At 42.6% G+C, this 19723-nt stretch carries 19 protein-coding genes; all 19 read left to right on the forward strand.

What is annotated here, in order from left to right; genetic code table 11:
• The first annotated feature begins 26 nt into the window (after positions 1-26).
• A complete protein-coding gene (locus DVB69_RS02335; protein WP_116016170.1) occupies positions 27-917 on the forward strand; it encodes a 2-dehydropantoate 2-reductase in 891 nt (296 codons plus the stop codon).
• The gene (locus DVB69_RS02340; RefSeq protein ID WP_116016172.1) at positions 914-1306 is read left to right on the forward strand and encodes a DUF3397 family protein; all 393 of its coding nucleotides are present in this window, start codon (positions 914-916) and stop codon (positions 1304-1306) included. The genes DVB69_RS02335 and DVB69_RS02340 overlap by 4 nt, the downstream gene beginning before the upstream one ends.
• A gap of 86 nt (positions 1307-1392) precedes the next feature.
• On the forward strand, positions 1393-3000 hold the full coding sequence (gene bshC, locus DVB69_RS02345; protein WP_116016174.1) for a bacillithiol biosynthesis cysteine-adding enzyme BshC: 1608 nt from the start codon (positions 1393-1395) through the stop codon (positions 2998-3000).
• Between the two features lie 182 nt (positions 3001-3182).
• Entirely contained in the window at positions 3183-3614 is a 432-nt protein-coding gene (mraZ, locus tag DVB69_RS02350; RefSeq protein WP_116016176.1) for a division/cell wall cluster transcriptional repressor MraZ, read from the forward strand.
• A 49-nt stretch (positions 3615-3663) separates the two neighbouring features.
• Positions 3664-4596 carry a 16S rRNA (cytosine(1402)-N(4))-methyltransferase RsmH gene (gene rsmH, locus DVB69_RS02355; protein WP_116016178.1) on the forward strand — a complete coding sequence of 311 codons (933 nt, stop codon included), beginning with the start codon at positions 3664-3666 and terminating at the stop codon, positions 4594-4596.
• A gap of 17 nt (positions 4597-4613) precedes the next feature.
• On the forward strand, positions 4614-4982 hold the full coding sequence (ftsL, locus tag DVB69_RS02360; protein ID WP_116016180.1) for a cell division protein FtsL: 369 nt from the start codon (positions 4614-4616) through the stop codon (positions 4980-4982).
• Between the two features lie 38 nt (positions 4983-5020).
• Positions 5021-7183, forward strand: coding sequence for a penicillin-binding protein (locus DVB69_RS02365; protein WP_116016182.1), 2163 nt, complete (start codon positions 5021-5023; stop codon positions 7181-7183).
• Positions 7184-7259: 76 nt separating this feature from the next.
• Positions 7260-9155 (forward strand): stage V sporulation protein D, encoded by a 1896-nt coding sequence (locus tag DVB69_RS02370; protein ID WP_370452922.1) that lies wholly within the window; start codon positions 7260-7262, stop codon positions 9153-9155.
• Between the two features lie 57 nt (positions 9156-9212).
• Positions 9213-10184, forward strand: coding sequence for a phospho-N-acetylmuramoyl-pentapeptide-transferase (gene mraY, locus DVB69_RS02375; RefSeq protein WP_116016186.1), 972 nt, complete (start codon positions 9213-9215; stop codon positions 10182-10184).
• 1 nt (position 10185) lies between these two features.
• Positions 10186-11541, forward strand: coding sequence for a UDP-N-acetylmuramoyl-L-alanine--D-glutamate ligase (gene murD / locus DVB69_RS02380; protein ID WP_116016188.1), 1356 nt, complete (start codon positions 10186-10188; stop codon positions 11539-11541).
• 78 nt (positions 11542-11619) lie between these two features.
• Positions 11620-12672 carry a putative lipid II flippase FtsW gene (gene ftsW, locus DVB69_RS02385; RefSeq protein WP_233505303.1) on the forward strand — a complete coding sequence of 351 codons (1053 nt, stop codon included), beginning with the start codon at positions 11620-11622 and terminating at the stop codon, positions 12670-12672.
• Positions 12673-12692: 20 nt separating this feature from the next.
• Positions 12693-13508 (forward strand): cell division protein FtsQ/DivIB, encoded by an 816-nt coding sequence (locus DVB69_RS02390; protein WP_116016192.1) that lies wholly within the window; start codon positions 12693-12695, stop codon positions 13506-13508.
• Entirely contained in the window at positions 13468-14214 is a 747-nt protein-coding gene (locus DVB69_RS02395) for a DUF881 domain-containing protein (protein WP_233505304.1), read from the forward strand. The genes DVB69_RS02390 and DVB69_RS02395 overlap by 41 nt, the downstream gene beginning before the upstream one ends.
• Positions 14215-14243: 29 nt before the next feature.
• Positions 14244-14957, forward strand: a complete 714-nt coding sequence (locus DVB69_RS02400) for a DUF881 domain-containing protein (RefSeq protein ID WP_116016196.1) — start codon at positions 14244-14246, stop codon at positions 14955-14957.
• A gap of 3 nt (positions 14958-14960) precedes the next feature.
• Positions 14961-15332 (forward strand): small basic family protein, encoded by a 372-nt coding sequence (locus DVB69_RS02405; protein WP_116016198.1) that lies wholly within the window; start codon positions 14961-14963, stop codon positions 15330-15332.
• A gap of 91 nt (positions 15333-15423) precedes the next feature.
• Positions 15424-16701, forward strand: a complete 1278-nt coding sequence (ftsA, locus tag DVB69_RS02410; protein WP_116016200.1) for a cell division protein FtsA — start codon at positions 15424-15426, stop codon at positions 16699-16701.
• 44 nt (positions 16702-16745) lie between these two features.
• Positions 16746-17924, forward strand: coding sequence for a cell division protein FtsZ (ftsZ, locus tag DVB69_RS02415; RefSeq protein ID WP_116016202.1), 1179 nt, complete (start codon positions 16746-16748; stop codon positions 17922-17924).
• 151 nt (positions 17925-18075) lie between these two features.
• Entirely contained in the window at positions 18076-18936 is an 861-nt protein-coding gene (locus DVB69_RS02420) for a sigma-E processing peptidase SpoIIGA (RefSeq protein WP_116016204.1), read from the forward strand.
• Positions 18926-19636: an RNA polymerase sporulation sigma factor SigE gene (gene sigE / locus DVB69_RS02425; RefSeq protein ID WP_025785135.1), complete on the forward strand. Its 711-nt coding sequence runs from the start codon at positions 18926-18928 to the stop codon at positions 19634-19636. The genes DVB69_RS02420 and sigE overlap by 11 nt, the downstream gene beginning before the upstream one ends.
• Positions 19637-19723: the final 87 nt, after the last annotated feature.

Here is a 19723-nt window from a genome sequence, read left to right on the forward strand (position 1 = left end):
TTTTTCTCGTGAAAAGGGGAGAGAGAATGGAAGTTGTTATTGCGGGAGCGGGTGCGATGGGGCTTTTAATTGGTTCCTACTTGGCTGAATCAGGAATTTCAGTGTCGTTTTTGACAAGACGGGAAGGACAAGCCATTGCACTACGCGATCACGGTGTGACAAGAGTACAGAATGATCTTGAAAGCACTTTTCGTGTCCATGCATTTTCAGATTTGTTACTTGCACCGAAGAATGCCCTATGGATTCTTGCTGTAAAGTCCAAAGATCTTAGCGATTTAGTGAAGCAATTGGAAAAGTCGAAATCCCTCGGTCATTTGATGTTCATCCAAAATGGCCTTCGCCATTACGACTTGGGACGTTCGACTTCGATACCATCCGTTTCAGTTGCATCTCTGACCCATGGCGCAGGGAAGATTGACGACCGAACTGTCAGCCACAACGGCGTCGGTATGATGAGTATAGCTGAACTAAAAGGGAGTCAAAGGTATTCTTCTCAGCTATCCAAAGCAAATTCACCTTCTTTTCCTATACTTTATCAACAGGATGCACTTCAGATGTTGCTGAAAAAGGCGCTCATCAACTGCTGTATCAATCCATTGACAACGATTTTGGAGTTGAAAAATGGTGATCTGCTCACTAATGGACCGGCACACCAGCTTATGGAAGTGATCTACGATGAACTAGCAACTGGATATCCAGAAGTATTGAAAACCCTGCCTTTTTCAGAAGTGGAAGTAGTGTGTAGAAAGACCGCGGATAACCGTTCCTCAATGCTTACCGATCGATATAATGGCGTACCCATGGAAATCGACACGATTATTAGTGCAATTGTAGAAGGGTATGAAGAAACAATGCCTACGCTTAAAGCTTTTGAAACATTACTGAAAGCTATTGACGAAAGGGAAGATGACGCATGAAAGAGATGTTGCAGATTTTGTTGTCTCTTATCGTCATCGTTCCATACTTGTTGACTGTTGTTTTGTCTCTAATGCTAAAAGTGAGTGGGCGATCTTCTGTAAGATCATTTCGAATTGCAGCGGATGTAACAGTGCCTTTTTTGTTTGTCTCTGTTAGCGTTCTACTCAGAATGATTTTAGAAGTACATGCGGGGATTTTTCTAATAGCAGGTGTTCTTGTAAGTGGTATTGGTTTTGCGGTAGCAGAAAGAATTCGTAGTAAAGAGTTCAGGATCCAGTATATGTTCCGCAATTTGTGGAGAATGCTGTTTTTAATATGGTCCTTGTTTTATATCGTTTTGCTCTTGTTAGGTGTTGTCAAAACAGTTGCTGAGTTTTTAAAGGGTTAGCTGATCGGCAAGCGTATGTTTTTAAACAATGACAGTGGAGTGATATACTCAATCCATAAATAGATGGTGAAAAAGGGGCTTGAACGATGGAAATTGCATCACAAAACGTACATAAAAGCGCCGTTATGGAAGCTTATGAACAAAACGAGCAGTTCAGCAAAACATTCTATGACTATACACTTAGCGCGGACAGTTATACACAGCGATTGGCTGAATTGAACAGTCGCCTGTTTCAACGACAGGAGCTTGCGTGTACAATCCGTTCCTATATGGAGCCTTTCGGAATTTCGGATGCTGCTTCTTCGCATTTAGAAGAACTCTCAAATAATGGTGTTGTTATCGTTGGGGGACAGCAAGCTGGACTTTTAACTGGACCGCTTTATTCCGTTCATAAAGCAATTACGGTTATTTTACTTGCGAAGCAACAACGGGAAAAGTTGGGGGTTCCAGTCATTCCTGTTTTTTGGGTGGCGGGTGAAGATCATGATTTAGAAGAGATCAATCACATCTTTACCGAACAAGATGGTCGTCCGTTGAAACAGCAATACCCGGAACGATTCGTTTTAAAAACAATGGCATCGGATACCGAGTATGATGCTGAGCAAATGGCTAACTACATTCGTGTAGTGTTCCGAGACTATGAAGAGACCGCGTATACGAAGAAATTATTAGCGGAAGTACTTCATTCGGCAGAACAAGAACATACATTTACTAGGTTCTTTGTGCGCTTGATGAATGACCTATTCCAGAAACACGGACTGTTGTTCATAGATTCTGCAGACAAGTCGTTGCGGAAACTTGAATCCAACTATTTCAAAAAACTCATTGCAGAGTCTGGAACGATTGCTGGTTTGATTACACGTAAAGAACGGCTATTTGAAGAACAGGGATTTGGAACACCTATTCAAGCTGCAGAAGACGCAGCTCATTTATTTTATGTACATGACACTGGACGAGTCCTATTGAGTAGGAAAGGCAATTTCTTTGTCAATGAAGCTGCTGGACTTCAATTTTCAACTGCAGAATTGCTCGAAATCGCTGAACAGACGCCATGGCTACTTAGTAATAACGTGGCAACGAGACCATTAATGCAAGACATGGTATTCCCGGTTCTCGCATTTGTCGGGGGACCTGGTGAGATTGCATACTGGTCGTTGTTAAAAGATGCTTTTAATCATTTTGAAATGAAAATGCCGATACTTGTACCCCGTATTTCCATAACAATAGTTACAGCAGAAACACAGCATGCATTGGAAAAATCAGAGTTGACCGTTGATCAAGTGATGACTGGTGAAGTGATAAACAGACGGGCGCAATTTTTAGACGAACAGAGAGACGTTAAACTGGAACAGTTACTGCAAGAAACTGAGAACGTGATCCAGGAACAATACAACAAAATTGAGCAGAACATTTCTGATAAGGACTTGAAAAGTCTAGCTGAAAAAAATCGTGCGTATCATTTACGACAGCTTACCTATCTAAAGGATAAAGCGGAAGATGCCTTGTTAAGAAAATACGCCGCAGCAATCCGAGATTATAGTCTAGCAGAGGGAGATTTGTATCCCGAAAGAAACTTGCAAGAACGTACGTATACACCATATCCCTATTTAAATGTATATGGGCCTACATTAATCGATGATTTGTTAAATGCTTCAATCCCGATGAATGGTCAACATGTTGTTATTTACTTATAAGTGATTTATTTGAGCACCTCTTACGCACATGAACTGTGCGTATAGAGGTGCTTTTCTTTGTAATAAATGTAACAATCTCAATAAATGAAGTACTATTGATACATTTTCATTGCAATTTGGGAAATTGGTGGAGGAAAGTGGGGGGATGTGGTACATTAAATTTATATAGTGGGGTGAAGGGTATGTTCATGGGCGAATATCAGCATACTATCGATACAAAAGGCCGTTTGATTATCCCTTCGAAATTTAGGGAAGATCTTGCGGATGGTTTTGTGTTGACTCGCGGCCTGGACAACTGTCTCTTTGGTTATCCGATGGATGAATGGAAAAAACTCGAAGAAAAGTTGAAAGCGCTGCCCGTGACTAAGAAAGATGCCCGAGCATTCACACGTTTTTTCTTTTCTGGTGCAACTGAAGTTGAACTGGACAAGCAAGGCCGTGTTAATATTCCATCTTCACTACTTGGCTATGCCAAAATCTCAAAAGATTGTATGGTTATCGGTGTTTCGGGAAGGTTTGAAATATGGTCTGAAGAAAATTGGCAGACATATTACGAGGAGTCCGAGGAATCCTTTAACGATATCGCAGAAAATATCATGGACTTTGATTTTTGATTGTTAGTTTGTATTGTAGACGTTAATTTTTAGAAAGCAGGCGGTAACAGTGTTCGATCATACAACCGTATTACTACATGAAGCTGTAGAAGGCCTTTCCATAAAGCCTGAAGGAATCTATGTCGACTGTACACTCGGTGGAGCAGGGCATAGTAAGGAGATTGCTAAGCAACTATCAGGTGAAGGTAGACTTATTTGCTTTGATCAAGACATGACTGCAATTGAAGCGGCAAAACACACCTTATCCGAGTATTTGGATAGAGTGACATTCATTCATGCTAATTTCAGTCAGCTAAAAGAGGAACTCCATAGAATTGATATAGAATATGTAGATGGAATTTTGTACGATCTTGGTGTTTCATCACCGCAATTAGATACTCCTGAACGTGGATTTAGTTATAACCATGATGCGCCATTGGACATGAGAATGGATACAACGGCCTCACTGACTGCATTTGAAGTGGTGAATGAATGGAGTTATCAAGATTTACTTCGTATTTTCTTTCGTTACGGAGAGGAAAAGTTCTCGAAAAGTATTGCCCGTAAAATTGAGGCAGCACGCTCAGAAAAACCGATTCAGTCGACTGCGGAACTTGCAGAGCTTATTAAGACAGGGATTCCAGCCGCTGCCAGAAGAACCGGCGGCCACCCGGCGAAGCGAGTATTTCAAGCTATTCGAATTGCGGTCAATGATGAATTAGGCGCAGCAGAAACGTCGCTGACAGATGCTATTGAACTGCTAAATCCAAACGGACGCATCAGTGTCATCACATTCCACTCGTTGGAAGATCGATTGTGCAAGACGATTTTCAAGGAAGCTTCCTCACTTCCAGAACTTCCACCCAATTTGCCTGTGATACCAGAAGGACTTGACGTCAAATTGAAACTGATTACCCGTAAACCTATCTTGCCAAGTGAAGAAGAAATAGAAGTCAACAAACGAGCAAGATCTGCAAAGCTTCGAATAGCCGAAAGAAAATGAAAAGGGGATGAGGATGAATGGCTCTAGAGCAACGCAAAATCCAACCGAATTACATACCGGAACAGGAAACTCAAGCGAGTCCTGCATCGATACCTGCTCCGAAAACCCGGAAGTTCTTTTCACCGGGTGAAAAATTTCTAGCTGTTGTGTTCATTGCGGCTGTTGTGATGTTTTCGACAATGGTGCTTCATACACAAGCGCAAATCAATGATACAAACAAAGATATGTACTATCTTTCAAACAAAATCGAGGAAACATCAAAACAGAATATCGAGTTGTCCAATCAAGTAAGCGAGAAATCGACGTATGAACGTATTTGGGAGAAAGCAAAGGAACTTGGCTTGAATCTGAATGAAAGTAACGTAAAGGTCGTGCCTGGACGATGAAGAAAAAGAAATTTCGATTTCAAGGTGGGGCCTTTCTAATGCTGTTGTTATTTGGAGGGCTCTTTTTCCTTTTGTTCGGAAGAATGCTCCAGATTCAAATTACGGGACAAATTGACGGGCGTCCTCTTGCGGCGATGGCAGATCAGAAGTATTTAAAAGAAAGTGTTTTAAAAGCGAACCGCGGGCAGATTGTTGACCGAGCGGGAGATGTGATCGCTACGGACACGTTGAGCTATCGGTTAATTGCCGTTCTCAGTAAAGATGCGAGTAAAGGTTCTAAAAAACCGCAGCATGTTACAGATTATGAACATACGGCGGAAGTGCTAAGTAAGTATATTGATATGGACAAGGAAGAGATCCTGAAACTCTTCAAAAATGCTAAAGAGGGTACGTACCAGATTGAATTCGGGAAGGCGGGGCGCTCCATTTCGAATGAGACTGCCGATGCTATCAAGAAAGAAGAATTACCAGGTATCCGTTTCTTCGAAGACAAAAAACGGCTTTATCCGAATGGGAATTTTGCTTCGTATTTAATAGGCTTTGCGATGCCTGAAGAAGATGAAGACCAAACGGTGAAAACTATCGGGAAAATGGGTCTCGAAAAAACATACAATAAGCAACTGACGGGAACTGACGGAAAAGCGGATTTCAAGACGGACCGATGGGGGATCCAATTGCGCGATTCTAAAAAGAACATCGAAGCACCCAAAGACGGTCAGACGATCCAGTTAACGCTAGATAAAACGATTGAAAACTTTACAGAAGATGCGCTCAATCGTGCTGAAGAAAAATACCACCCTGAAAAAATGCTGGCAATTGTAGTGAATCCAAAAACAGGTGAGATTCTTTCAATGAGTCAACGCCCATCATTCCATCCCGGAACACGCGAAGGATTGACAGGGAATTGGCTGAATGAGGCTGTTGAGGAAACATTTGAACCAGGATCGACCATGAAAATGTTTACACTTGCAGCAGCTATCCAAGAAAACAAATGGGATCCGAATGCCTATTACAAATCGGGGCAATATGAAATTTATGATCAAACTATTCGTGATGTAAATAAAGTCGGGTGGGGGATGATTACATTCCTTGAAGGTTTCCAACGTTCATCAAACGTCTCAATGGCATACTTGCTTGAGAGATTGGGAGATCAGACACTCATTGAATACTTTGATGAATTCGGGTTCGGTAAGAAAGTGGGAATCGATTTGCCGAATGAGGCATCGGGTATTCTGCTAGCGAACTATCCAAGTGAACGACTCACGACTTCGTATGGACAAGGATCGACTGTAACGCCGATTCAGATGGTACAGGCAGCAACAGCCATTGCGAATAACGGAAAGATGATGACGCCGTATGTGATTGATCAAATCGTCGATCCGAATACAGATAAAATCGTTGAGAAACATGAACCTACTGAGAAAAAGAGTCCAATTAGTGAACAAACTGCAAAGCAAGTACGTGAAGTACTGGCATCGGTTATTACTGCAGAACATGGAACTGGTAAAAAATTCGCTTTAGATGGATATGTTGCAGGTGGGAAAACCGGTACTGCACAAATTCCGAAAACTTCGGGTGGGGGGTATATTGCAGGTGATGGAAATTACCTTTACTCATTCCTTGGAATGGCCCCTATCGATGATCCACAATTATTAACATATGTACTTGTTCAGAAACCGAAACTAAAAGCAGGTCAATATGGTTCAGACCCGACTTCTGAAATCTTCACATCCATAATGGAAAGTAGCTTAAAGTATTTAAATATCGCGCCTGACGCTGAACAACCAGATGAGTCTTTGAAACTGAAAGATTATACTGGGGAATCTTCAGAAGAAGTGACAGCTAGTCTAACAGAGGCAGGCTTGAAACCGATAATCGTTGGGAAACCAGGCGAGATAGTCCAGCAATCTCCTGCAGTCAATACGAAGATCACAAAAGGTTCGCTAGTGCTTCTTAAAACTTCTGGAGAGACGATTCTACCTGATTTTACAGGGTGGTCCAAAAAACAAGTTCTAGTGTTCAAGAACTTCTCGGGTCTTGATATCCGCTTGAATGGGGAAGGGTTCGTTGTGAAGCAAAGTCTATCGACAGGAGCAACCGTATCCAAAAGTGATCCAATTGTGGTTACGTTGGAAGAGCCCGAGCAACTGAACCAAACGAAGCCAGAATTAGAAGAAGAACCTGAAATTATTGGTGGTTGATGAATAGCTGAGCATACACTCTCATAAATTAGCAATAAAACGAGAGGTGTGAAGCTCTTTGAAAGAAATCACCGGAATGCGGTCTAAGAAAAGACTGCGGGCCGTGTTCATTATTTTTTTACTTTTACTCGGAGCTACTGTGGGAAAGTTATTCCATGCACAGATCATTAAACATGAATGGCTAAAAGAGCGCGCACAAGCAAACTGGGATCGAGAGATTCCTTTTGGTGGTGTAAGAGGGGAGATTGTGGATAGGAACGGCAAGTTGATTGTAGGAAACCAACTTGCCCCTACACTTTACTTCATGCCGCCACAGAACCCGGATCCTGAAGAAGCAGCAGCAAAACTTGCACCGATATTACAAGTCGATCAGGCGAAGTTAGCTGAGAAAATGAGTAAAAAAGCTTACATGGTTAAATTGGCACCAGAGGGGAAAAACATTGACAAAGCTCAAGCGGATGAAATTTCAGCGTTGAAAATCCCGGGTTTGTACACGGGGGTGGATTTCATGCGAAGTTACCCAAATGGAGAATTACTCTCTCGTCTTTTAGGGTTTACGGGGTATGATGGTAAAGGTCTTGCCGGAATTGAATATGCATATAACGAGTTTTTGGATGGAACGGGCGACAAAATTCGAATGTACACTGATGCAAGAGGCGTTCCACTTCCCCATGTGGATGATGACTTCAAAGACGGTAAAGAGGGCTCATCCGTAGTATTGACAATCGATGCTGAAATGCAAAAAATTGTTGAACGGGAACTTTCACAAGCAATGGAAAAGTATGATGCTAACCAAGCACTTGCGATTGTGATGAACCCAAAAACAGGAGAGTTACTCTCTTTAGCATCTACACCGACATTCGATCCTTCGAACTATCAGGATGTGAAACCCGATATTTATAATCGAAACTTACCGGTTTGGATGACTTTCGAGCCTGGCTCCACGTTTAAGATTATGACACTAGCAGCAGGACTGGAAGAAAAAGTTATTGACTTGGACCATGAAACCTTTAATGATCCAGGGTATACTATGGTAGGTGGGGCCCGCTTGCGTTGCTGGAAGCGAGAAGGTCATGGCCATCAATCTTTTCTGGAAGTCGTTGAGAACTCTTGTAACCCAGGTTTCATTGAAATCGGACGACGTCTAGGAGAAGAAAAACTATCTTCATATATTCGTGATTTCGGTTTTGGTGAATCTACAGAATCGGGTATTGCTGGTGAAGCAAAAGGGATTTTGTTTGCGAAAGATGCATTTGGTCCTGTGGAGCAAGCGACGACCGCATTCGGTCAAGGGATTGCAGTGACTCCGATTCAACAAGTGCAGGCTGTAGCCGCAGCCGTTAACGGTGGAATGCTGTACAAACCATATATCGTTAAAGAGATAATTGGCCCGGATGGGAATGCAACCCAATCGTACGTGCCTGAGATGAAGCGCCGTGTTGTAAGTGAAGAAACGTCTGCTGAAGTTCGAAGAGCACTTGAATCTGTAGTTGCAAATGGTTCAGGCCGCAATGCATTTGTCGATGAAATACGAGTTGGCGGGAAGACGGGAACAGCACAAAAGGTTCAAGATGGAACGTACAAAGAAGGGGACTATATTGTCTCGTTCATAGGTATTGCACCTTCCAATGACCCTGAATTAGTCGTCTATGTTGCAATTGATAATCCTAAAAACTCAGTTCAGTTTGGAGGCGTCATCGCAGCGCCAATTGTTGGAAGAATTATTGAAGAAATAGCTCCTTTAGCAGGAATTCAACCACAAAAAGATCAGGTGGAAAAAGAATATCGTTGGGGTGATCCATTAACACAGCGTGTTCCTGACCTAAAAGGACTCACAAAAGACGAAGTTGCAAAGCAACAGTACACGCTCAGAATTGAGTGGCACGGAAATGGCAAGAAAGTTAGTAAACAATTACCTGTTCCAGGAACAGTAGTGAATGAAGAAGATGTGATTCACTTATATACAGAGTAATTGTACGAATACTACTGAACCAACAACTTGTTTGGGAACACAGAAGGAGAACTAAACATGACGCTCGCCACAACAATCACGGCAATTGCCGTAACATTTGGCCTTACAGCTCTACTGGGCTATGCGATTATCCCACTTCTGAGACGGATGAAATTCGGCCAAAGCATTCGAGAAGAGGGGCCACAAGCCCACATGAAAAAAGCAGGGACACCAACAATGGGCGGACTGATTTTCCTAGTCGCGATTCTTATTGCAACGCCTATTTTGTCTTACATAAATGGCGTGCTCACTACCCAGACAATCGTTCTATTGCTCGTCTTGGTCGGTTTCGGGGTTATTGGGTTCATTGATGACTTTATCATCGTGGTGATGAAACGAAATTTAGGTTTGACTTCTTTACAAAAACTAATCGGGCAAATTATTATCGCGATCTTTGCGTTTTTCTTACTGAAATTAGGACCATTTGATACAGTGATTTCGATTCCGTTTACCGGATTTGAAATCGATATGGGAATCTTTTATGTCGTATTCCTAATATTTTGGCTCGTTGGATTCTCGAATGCTGTGAATCTCACGGATGGATTGGATGGCCTCGTGTCAGGTACATCATCAATTGCATTCTCAGCATTCGGTATTCTTGCAGTATCCTATAATCAGCAAGATATCGCGATGTTTTCATTTGTCGTATCGGGAGCTATGCTCGGTTTCCTATTGTTCAACATGAAACCTGCACGGGTATTTATGGGGGATACAGGTTCACTAGCACTTGGTGGTGCGTTGGCAATGATTTCAATGCTCATGAAGCAAGAGTTCTTGCTGCTCATAATCGGAATTGTTTACGTCATTGAGACATTATCAGTGATCATTCAAGTGATTAGTTTTAAAACGACAGGCAAACGGGTATTCAAGATGAGTCCGATCCATCATCATTTTGAACTTTCTGGATGGTCGGAATGGAAAGTGGTACTTGTCTTTTGGGGAATTGCTTTCCTCGCTGCAATCGTACCTGTACTTATGGAGGTGATGTAAAATGCACAACGCAGCTCAGTTTTTGGGAAAAAAAGCACTTGTCCTAGGATTAGCGAAAAGTGGTCATGCCGCTGCCTCGTTACTATCAGCATGTGGGGCATCTGTAACCTTAAATGATTATGCACCTGAGGACGGAAATCCACTAGCTGAACAATTACGGACGCAAGGGGTCCGGGTTATCTGTGGTGGTCATCCCGACGATATATTAGAAGACGGCTTCGATTTTATCGTCAAAAATCCTGGAATCCCTTATTCCAACACTGTAATTTTACAGGCAGAGCAACTAGGAATTCCGATTTGGACGGAAATCGAACTTGCATACCTAATTAGTGAGGCACCAATTATTGGAATTACAGGTTCGAACGGAAAAACTACAACTACTACATTGCTATACCATATGTTGAATATTGGTGATCGACATCCATTAATTGCTGGTAATATCGGTACGGTTGCAAGTACGGTCGCAACAAAAGCGACAGCAGATGATGTCATTGTTTTGGAAGCATCTTCATTTCAATTGATGGGTGTTGATGAATTCCGTCCACATATCGCAATTTGGACGAATTTGTACGAAGCACATTTGGACTATCATGGAAGTGCTGATGCGTATGCTGAAGCAAAGGCTAAAATTACGAAAAACCAAAAGCAGACGGATTTCCTAATCTATAACGCAGATCAACCTGTCATTAAGCGTTTCATAGAGAATACTAAAGCGACTCTCGTTCCTTTTACAACTAAAGGTAGATCTGCTGAAGGGATTTCAGCAGACAGTGAATCGATATACTGGTTAGGTGAACCAATTATTCCAAGAAAGAAAATCACATTGCCTGGAGCTCATAATTTAGAAAATATCCTGTCTGCAACAGCGGCTGCGTTGTTATATGGCTGTGAACGGAGCGCGATTGAAAGTGTACTCAGTTCGTTTACAGGTGTAAGGCACCGTATGCAATTTGTAACAGAATATGACGGACGCAAATTTTATAATGATTCGAAGGCTACGAATACGCTCGCAACCAAAAGCGCGTTGTCTTCATTTGAAACACCGACGATTTTAATCGCTGGCGGATTGGATCGTGGACATTCGTTTGAGGAATTACGTCCACATATGAACCATGTAAAAGCGCTAATCGGGATTGGTGAAACGGGTGATCGACTCGTCCAGTTTGCCGAATCATGTGGTGTGGGAATTGTTAAAGAGACAGGTACCCTTTATGCTGCGATACAAGAAGCTTACGCCGTGTCCGACAAGGGAGACACAGTTCTGCTATCTCCAGCCTGCGCGAGCTGGGATCAGTACCCTAACTTTGAAGCAAGAGGCGATGAATTTATCGAAGCTGTTCAAAAACTAAAAGCGTGAACGGTTAGTATTCGTTAGTTCTGTAAATCTAACAGCGAAAGGATGCATCCACTGCTTTCAAAGTATAGAATGCTCTTTATGTTTTCTGCCGTAGCTCTCACGATTATCGGTGTGCTCTTTGTTCACTCAGCTGCAGCATATTGGGGAGAAATCAGATATGCAGACGCCGCTCCATTTGCAGTTAAACAACTTGTTTACATAGGGATTTCCATTACGGTCGCCTACTTGATGATGAGAACCCCGTTCCTATCGACCGAGAGATTTTGGACGTTATTCTATGTAGCGGCTATCGTGTTATTAACGTTAGTGCTGATTCCGGGAATTGGCGCAGTTAGAAACGGTTCTCAAAGTTGGATAGCCTTTGGTCCAATCAGTTTGCAACCTGCGGAGTTTGTGAAAGTGGCTTTAATCGGGAAGCTTGCGATGAGTATGAAGAAGAAATCGGGGCAGAAAGTTTGGGATTGGCGCCATTTTGCATTGATCTTATTACCATTTGCCTTAATTATGATGCAACCTGACCTTGGCTCAGCCGTCATAATGATCGTTTCCGCTTTTGTCGTGTTGTTCGTTGCAGGCTATCCTCTAACTTTCTTTTCTTTGTTAGGTGTAACTGGGGTGGGAGCATTTGCTGCGCTAATAGCAGCTGCACCGTATCGGTTAGATCGGATAAAATCGTACATTGACCCATGGAGTGATCCTCTCGGTAAAGGGTTTCAAGGCATCCAATCTCTCTTTGCAATAGCGCCAGGAGGACTACTTGGACATGGTTTCGGAAATAGTAGACAAAAGTATTTGTACTTACCGGAGCCCCAAAATGATTTCATCTTCTCGATTATTGCAGAAGAGACTGGATTTATAGGTGCAACGGCGGTTTTGTTATTATTTGTCTGTTTACTCGTTGGCGCATTCGGGATTGCGATTAGGACTGCGGGATGGAAAGAATGTCTTGTTGTATCTGGAATGGCATCCATTATCATCTTCCAGACATTTTTGAACGTTGGTGTGGTTTCCGGTCTGCTGCCGGTAACAGGTGTCACATTGCCATTCATCAGTTATGGAGGGTCTTCCATGTTGACGACGTGGCTGGCAGTCGGTGCGATTTTACATTTTTCTAGACAAAAGATAGATTGAGTGAAAAGGAGGGGGAGGAAATGGAGAAGGTCATCGATATTGAAGAACGGATTCCGTCTATGCGCAAAAAGCGTCGTAAAAGAACCAATCGAAAGTTTGTGTTCATTTTACTCGTATTTGTTATCATCCTCCTCGTCCTCCTTTACTTTCAATCGCAGGCAAGTAAAATCGATGTAGTTAAATTGAATGGCGCTGTGCTCCATGATAAGGACTTCTATTTAAAACAAGCTGGAATCGAGAATGGTGACTCTATTTGGGGGTTTAGCGTAGAGGGTGCAACAGAACGACTTCGCTCCGTAGAAGGAGTACAGGAGGCCACTGTATCGCGCAAATGGTTTAGGGATGTAGACATTACCATCGAGGAATGGCGTCCAATTGCATGGATCGATCAAAAAGGGCAATACGACCTCATTCTTGAAGATGGTGAAATTTTTGCGCCGGATTCGGATCCTTCAGTAGACATTCCGATTGTAAATGGATTTGAAGACGAAGATGAAAGAAAACTACTTGCTTCACAATTGGTGGAACTGGATGATTCGGTTTATCAACTCGTTTCGGAAATTAGGGAACCGGATGAGGCTGACACAGACAGGGTGATTTTGTATATGAATGATGGATACGAAGTTCATGCTTCACTTGGAACACTTGCAGATAAGCTCTCTTATTATGCTGAAATTGTAAATCAGCTAAATGGTTCTGAAAAAGGCGTGATCGACGTGGAAGTAGGAACGTATTTCACACCATATAGTAAATTATATGGAACTGACAAAGATCAAGTAGATGAAGAAAATGCGGATGAAGAAAAAGGTGATGACAGTGAGTCTGAAAACGAGTAATCGAAAAAAAAGGAATAACCGTATTTCTTATGCCCTCGTGTTTTTAGTGCTTGGTTTCATGTTATCCTTTTCCTATCGTACGCTCGGACCAGGGTCTGAAACGCAGAAAATGCGCTCTGAAATCGATTCGAAAGAAGAAGGTTTTCGAGAGGAACTAATCGAGCAAAAAGAACGGAATAAGCAGCTGAACGATGAAATTTCTTCAAAACAAAAGAAGATTGCAAAAGTTGAACAATCATTAAGTGATTCGGAGGAAAATCATGATTTGCTTGTCAAAGAAGCAAGAAGTCTTCGGTTACTGCTTGGAGTTGTTCCGTCAAGCGGACAAGGGCTTCGTGTAGAACTGGCTGACGGAGATTACGATCCTGCCAATCAAAATCCGAACGAATACATTGTTCATGAAAGCCAAGTTCTTTTAGTGGTTAACGAACTTAAAATTGCAGGTGCGCAAGCGTTATCCATTAATGGTCAACGTTTGAATGCGAATTCCAGTATAAAGTGTACGGGCCCAGTCATCGCAATAGATGGACAAACCTATCCTGCTCCTTTCGTAGTAGAAGCGATTGGGGATTCCAATGCTCTTAACGCGTCTCTCGTGTTAAAAGGTGGCGTAATGGACAGTTTGTTATCAGATAATATTGAAATAAAAATTGAAAAGCAGAAAGAAATCCTAATGCCCGCACTACGGGATGATATACAAGGATAATGCAATCCGACGAGAGAGGATGAGTGTGTATGAAGCGTAAATGGATGTTCACTTTCATCCTGCTCATTGTCGGTTTTATGGTTGCCGTCCAGTATAATACTGTTCAGCAGCCGGAAGAGCGAGATACGCGGGACTCGTGGGCGATCAGGAACGAGTTAGCAAAGGAACGAAAACTCCATTCGGAACTATTGACTGAAGTTCGTGCGTTGGACCAAACACTTGGGAAGTACAATGCATCTGAAGGCGCAAGTGCAGGAAAGGCATTAGCCGATACAGTTCACGGTTTATACCAACAAGCTGGAATGATCGACAAAACGGGGCCGGGCATTGTCATAGATGTCGTCCCATCGGAAGAAAGTGTTGCATTCGGTACACCACTTCACGAAGTGAGTCCTGAATTGCTAACGCGCTTTGTCAATGACGTGAACCGTTTTAAAGGGATTGACATGGAGATAGATGGAAAACGTGTGACTGCGTTAAGTGCCATCCGGGATATAAACGGTGAGACTACAGTGAATGGACTGCCAGTGTCGCTACCTCCCTTCCAAATAAAAATCCTATCTGGGGATATGGAGAGTAGTGAAAAGTTATATAACTTTTTACAATCCTCATCGATTCTCGATGATTTTTACTTAGATGATTTTGTATTAGAGATTGGACAACCTCAATCTGAAGTAACGATAAATGGTCGTATCGATAAATTTGAGAATCGATTTCTCAAAGAACTGCCAAAGGGGGGCTGACAAATGTGGTTGCCAATATTGGGACTAATACTTGGGGTATCGCTTGGATTTCTCTCAGATATCCATATCCCACAAGAATACGGTAATTATTTGTCAATTGCTGTATTGGCAGCACTCGATACATTACTAGGAGGAATCCGAGCTCACTTACAACGGGTATATGATGATCAAGTGTTCATCACAGGATTTTTCTTCAATATTTTACTAGCTGCAGGACTTGCATTTCTTGGCGTACACTTAGGTGTGGATCTTTATTTAGCCGCCATCTTCGCATTTGGAGTCCGGTTATTCCAGAATCTAGCCGTTATCCGACGGGTATTACTCACTAAATGGTCAGAGTATCGTAAAGTTTCTACGACAAATACTTCAAAATGAGAGGATTTCGAGAGGGGATGTCGAAAATATTTAGACAATGCAGTAAGAATACAATAGAATGGAAGAAGAGTCGCAATGGGAGGTGCCAAAGATGAGTCAGTCAAATATGTATGTATCACTCGACATCGGGTCCTCCACTATCAAAGTCCTAATCGGCGAGGTGGATGGCGGATCCCTACATGTGATCGGGGTCGGCAATGTTCAATCTGCCGGTATCCGTAAAGGATCCATTGTGGACATTGACGCAACAGTTCAATCTATCCGGAAAGCTGTTGAACAAGCAGAACGGATGACGGGATTACAAGTTACAGAGGTTGTACTTGGAATTCCATCTAATGGTGTTACGCTTCAAGATGTAAAAGGAGTTGTTGCTGTTAACTCTGTGAACCGCGAAATTACAGACGATGATCTGGATCGTGTCATGGAGTCTGCACAAGTTATGTCTGTTGCACCTGAACGAGAAATTGTTAATATCATTCCGAAGCAATTCATCGTGGATGATTATGATGAGATAAAAGATCCGAGAGGGATGATCGGAGTTCGTCTAGAAATGGACGGCACGATGATTACCACGTCAAAAACACTTGTACACAATATCCTTCGTTGTGTAGAACGAGCAGGACTATCCATTCGTGAAATTTACTTGCAACCGCTCGCTTCCGGAACGTTTGCATTAACAGAAGACGAAATGAATCATGGTACGGCGTTCATAGACATTGGTGGCGGTTCAACGACTGTTTCTGTGTTTTGGGAAAATCGATTCGCCGCAACGAAAGTACTTCCAGTAGGTGGAGATCATATTACAAAGGATCTCTCAATCATTTTGAAGACACCAACTGAACAAGCAAGAAAAATCAAGCACCAATATGGTCATGCATTTTACGATGACGCATCTGACGACGAGTTATTTGAAGTTCCAGTAATTGGTGCAGATACAAAAGATCAGTATAGCCAAAAATACATATCGGAGATTATCGGCGTGAGGCTCGAGGAGCTGTTTGAGCTTGTCCTTGAAGAGCTATATCACTTGGGGATCCGAGATCTTCCGGGTGGTGTTGTGCTAACAGGTGGCACGACTAAAATGGATGGCATTTTGCAACTGGCACGTCATGTGCTCAATACTCGCGTCCGGATCCATACGCCAGAATATATCGGTGTTCGTGAACCGATGTACTCAACAGCGGTCGGACTCATTCGTTATGCGAGTATGGAGGATGCATTCTTTGGGGAAGGTCACTCCGAACCAATGGGACAAGCATTTGACGAAACAGCTGCTGCACCTGCTAAGAGAAAGAGTCAAGAACCGAAACAAGAAAAAGATTCCTTACTTGGCAAAACAAAACGCTTTTTTGATAGTTTTTTTGAATAAATTTGAGTTCCAAATGAGACGTTGAATGATTAGGAGGAGAAGAGATGCTAGAGTTTGATACGAATATTGAAGCGCTCGCAGTTATCAAAGTAATCGGTGTTGGTGGCGGCGGAAATAACGCAGTAAATAGAATGATTGAGCATGGAGTGCAAGGTGTAGAGTTCATTGCGGTGAACACGGATGCACAAGCTCTTAACTTATCCCTAGCTGAAGTGAAACTTCAAATTGGTGGGAAATTGACACGTGGTTTAGGAGCTGGAGCTAACCCGGAAGTCGGTAAGAAGGCTGCAGAAGAAAGTCGAGAACAGTTGGAAGAGGCGCTTCGAGGCGCTGATATGGTCTTTGTTACTGCAGGTATGGGTGGTGGTACAGGTACTGGAGCGGCACCTGTCATCGCTCAAATCGCCAAAGACATTGGAGCTTTAACAGTTGGTGTTGTGACTCGTCCATTCACATTTGAAGGGCGTAAACGTTCTACACAAGCAATCGGCGGTATTACTGCAATGAAAGAATCTGTCGATACACTTATTGTCATTCCAAATGATAAGTTGCTTGAAATTGTAGACAAAAACACGCCGATGCTTGAAGCATTCCGCGAAGCGGATAATGTTCTACGTCAAGGTGTTCAAGGTATTTCAGATTTGATCGCTGTACCGGGTCTTATTAACTTGGACTTCGCCGATGTGAAAACGATTATGTCCAACAAAGGATCAGCACTTATGGGAATCGGGATGTCCACTGGTGAAAACCGTGCATCTGAAGCCGCTAAAAAAGCAATCTCCAGCCCATTGCTTGAAACATCAATCGATGGTGCAAAAGGTGTATTGATGAACATTACAGGTGGATCCAACCTAAGTCTATTTGAAGTTCAAGAAGCTGCTGATATTGTTGCTTCAGCTTCAGATGAAGATGTGAACATGATCTTCGGTTCAGTTATCAATGATGATTTGAAAGACGAAATCATCGTGACGGTCATTGCGACTGGGTTCACAGATGAACAAATCACTCAAGTGCGTGGAAGCCGCACATCAGGGTATGGTGGAATTCGTCAGCGTGAGACACAGGCGCCTCAAAGTAATCCGACACCGAACAATCAAATTCGTCACGAAGAACCGCAACACCAGCAGCCGGCTCACCAAGAAACTGCTCGCAGCCAACAACAGACTCAACAAGACGATGGTTTAGATATCCCAACGTTCTTGCGGAATCGTCGTCGCAAATAATTGATAGGTACCAGCCTTCGGCAATTGAGCCGGAGGTTTTTTTGTGTTCTTCTTTCGGAAAACCTGTCGAACTTTTCTTTCTTGTCCATACCGTAAAGTGACAAAACTCGTGATGGAATAATGGTAATCTTGCAAACAAGGAGGACAGCCTATGTATGGGGAAGTCATGATCATCATCAATATGGTTTTCAATTATACAGTTCTGTCATTTGCCAATGCGACCGGAGATACCAAAATTAGTAAGAAACGATTGGCATTGGCAGCTTTTGCAGGTGCGATTCCAGCGGTTGTTTTCCCTGGCTCTTTTGTAGCCTCGTTAACTGCGTTTGCAATCATGACAGTCTGTGCATTCGGTTTTTCTGCACGTCTATGGAAAGCATCCGTAGGGCTCGTGCTCATTGGGGCGTTCTTAGCCGGTGGATTGTTATCCGCACTTCCATTCAGTCAATTAGGTCAAAGCTTTCAGTATCGTTTAATCATCTATGTGGCGCTTGCATATTGTTGTCTCCAATTAGTAAAAGTAAAATGGTTGGATGTTCGTAAAATTAGCAGGTTTTCAGAGTTTGCGTGCGACTCGGAATTGCATCTATTCCATTCTTCAATACAGCTACGCGTTTTTATCGACACAGGCAATAGCTGTACCGAGCCGTTGTCCAATGATGCTGTCCATTTTGTATCGCTTCGAGCTGTTAAGCAGAATATTCCAGATGACTTACTCAATAGCTTTCAGCGGATTGGGAACGAACAAGGCGCAATTCCGGACTTGTCACAATTTCCTGAACGGTTTAGTAAGCAATTGCGTCTCATTCGGATTCAAACGGTTGAGGGTGCGAATTGGGCTGTTGGCATTCGTTTTAACGACTGGGAATTGGAAGGGAATCGATCACTTGAAAAAGGCTATATCGTTTTGACAGCTGATGATGCCCGCTATCCACAGGGTGCATCCGCAATCTTACATGTATCTGCCTTGGAAACGAGAGAAGAAGAAAGGGGAATGCTTCATGCTACATGAATTGAAAAAATGGCTCTCGGTACTTGCTGGAATCTTTAAAAAGAAAAATGGAACGTACTATATTGGTGGACATGAATCGTTACCCAAACCCCTTACGAGAGAAGAAGAAGCGGAAACAATTGCTGCTTATATGGCGGGGGACCAACAAGCAAGGGATCGGTTAATTGAGAAGAATTTACGTCTTGTTGTCTATATCGCAAGACGATTTGACAATACTAATACGCACATCGAAGACTTAATCAGTATCGGGGCAATTGGTTTGATCAAAGCAATTGAAACGTTCAAGAGTGATAAAAATATAAAATTGGCAACTTACGCATCGCGTTGTATTGAAAACGAAATCTTGATGCACTTACGTAAAACGAATCGAACGCGGTCTGAGATTTCTTTTGACGAACCCCTCAATTCTGATGCGGATGGAAACGAGCTGTTGCTATCTGATATTTTAGGAACGGATGAAGATATTATTACAGATGATGTCGAAAAGAAAATCGAGCGTCAACATATGATTGATGCTGTAACAACACTCAGTGATCGAGAACGTCACATTATGGAATGCAGATTCGGACTGACTGGTAAAATTGAAATGACGCAGAAGGAAGTTGCTGATTTACTTGGTATTTCCCAATCATATATTTCTCGTTTGGAGAAGAAAATCATCTCAGAACTTAGAGAGCAATTAAATCATCCAATTGCGTAATGGGTGAAATTGGTGTTTCTGAAAACCGCATAGAACTCCACTCAGAGGATAAGCTATCTCGTACAGTCATCTACAGAATACGGAGGA

The organism is Sporosarcina sp. BI001-red, assembly GCF_003384035.1.
GTDB lineage: Bacteria > Bacillota > Bacilli > Bacillales_A > Planococcaceae > Sporosarcina.

What these genes read in the sequence shown, in the direction of transcription:
- DVB69_RS02335 (WP_116016170.1), top strand. Translation starts at nt 27, where the DNA reads ATGGAAGTTGTTATTGCGGGAGCGGGTGCGATGGGGCTTTTAATTGGT.
- DVB69_RS02340 (WP_116016172.1), top strand. Translation starts at nt 914, where the DNA reads ATGAAAGAGATGTTGCAGATTTTGTTGTCTCTTATCGTCATCGTTCCA.
- bshC (WP_116016174.1), top strand. Translation starts at nt 1,393, where the DNA reads ATGGAAATTGCATCACAAAACGTACATAAAAGCGCCGTTATGGAAGCT.
- mraZ (WP_116016176.1), top strand. Translation starts at nt 3,183, where the DNA reads ATGTTCATGGGCGAATATCAGCATACTATCGATACAAAAGGCCGTTTG.
- ftsL (WP_116016180.1), top strand. Translation starts at nt 4,614, where the DNA reads ATGGCTCTAGAGCAACGCAAAATCCAACCGAATTACATACCGGAACAG.
- DVB69_RS02365 (WP_116016182.1), top strand. Translation starts at nt 5,021, where the DNA reads ATGCTGTTGTTATTTGGAGGGCTCTTTTTCCTTTTGTTCGGAAGAATG.
- DVB69_RS02370 (WP_370452922.1), top strand. Translation starts at nt 7,260, where the DNA reads ATGCGGTCTAAGAAAAGACTGCGGGCCGTGTTCATTATTTTTTTACTT.
- mraY (WP_116016186.1), top strand. Translation starts at nt 9,213, where the DNA reads ATGACGCTCGCCACAACAATCACGGCAATTGCCGTAACATTTGGCCTT.
- murD (WP_116016188.1), top strand. Translation starts at nt 10,186, where the DNA reads ATGCACAACGCAGCTCAGTTTTTGGGAAAAAAAGCACTTGTCCTAGGA.
- ftsW (WP_233505303.1), top strand. Translation starts at nt 11,620, where the DNA reads ATGTTTTCTGCCGTAGCTCTCACGATTATCGGTGTGCTCTTTGTTCAC.
- DVB69_RS02390 (WP_116016192.1), top strand. Translation starts at nt 12,693, where the DNA reads ATGGAGAAGGTCATCGATATTGAAGAACGGATTCCGTCTATGCGCAAA.
- DVB69_RS02395 (WP_233505304.1), top strand. Translation starts at nt 13,468, where the DNA reads ATGAAGAAAAAGGTGATGACAGTGAGTCTGAAAACGAGTAATCGAAAA.
- DVB69_RS02400 (WP_116016196.1), top strand. Translation starts at nt 14,244, where the DNA reads ATGAAGCGTAAATGGATGTTCACTTTCATCCTGCTCATTGTCGGTTTT.
- DVB69_RS02405 (WP_116016198.1), top strand. Translation starts at nt 14,961, where the DNA reads ATGTGGTTGCCAATATTGGGACTAATACTTGGGGTATCGCTTGGATTT.
- ftsA (WP_116016200.1), top strand. Translation starts at nt 15,424, where the DNA reads ATGAGTCAGTCAAATATGTATGTATCACTCGACATCGGGTCCTCCACT.
- ftsZ (WP_116016202.1), top strand. Translation starts at nt 16,746, where the DNA reads ATGCTAGAGTTTGATACGAATATTGAAGCGCTCGCAGTTATCAAAGTA.
- DVB69_RS02420 (WP_116016204.1), top strand. Translation starts at nt 18,076, where the DNA reads ATGTATGGGGAAGTCATGATCATCATCAATATGGTTTTCAATTATACA.
- sigE (WP_025785135.1), top strand. Translation starts at nt 18,926, where the DNA reads ATGCTACATGAATTGAAAAAATGGCTCTCGGTACTTGCTGGAATCTTT.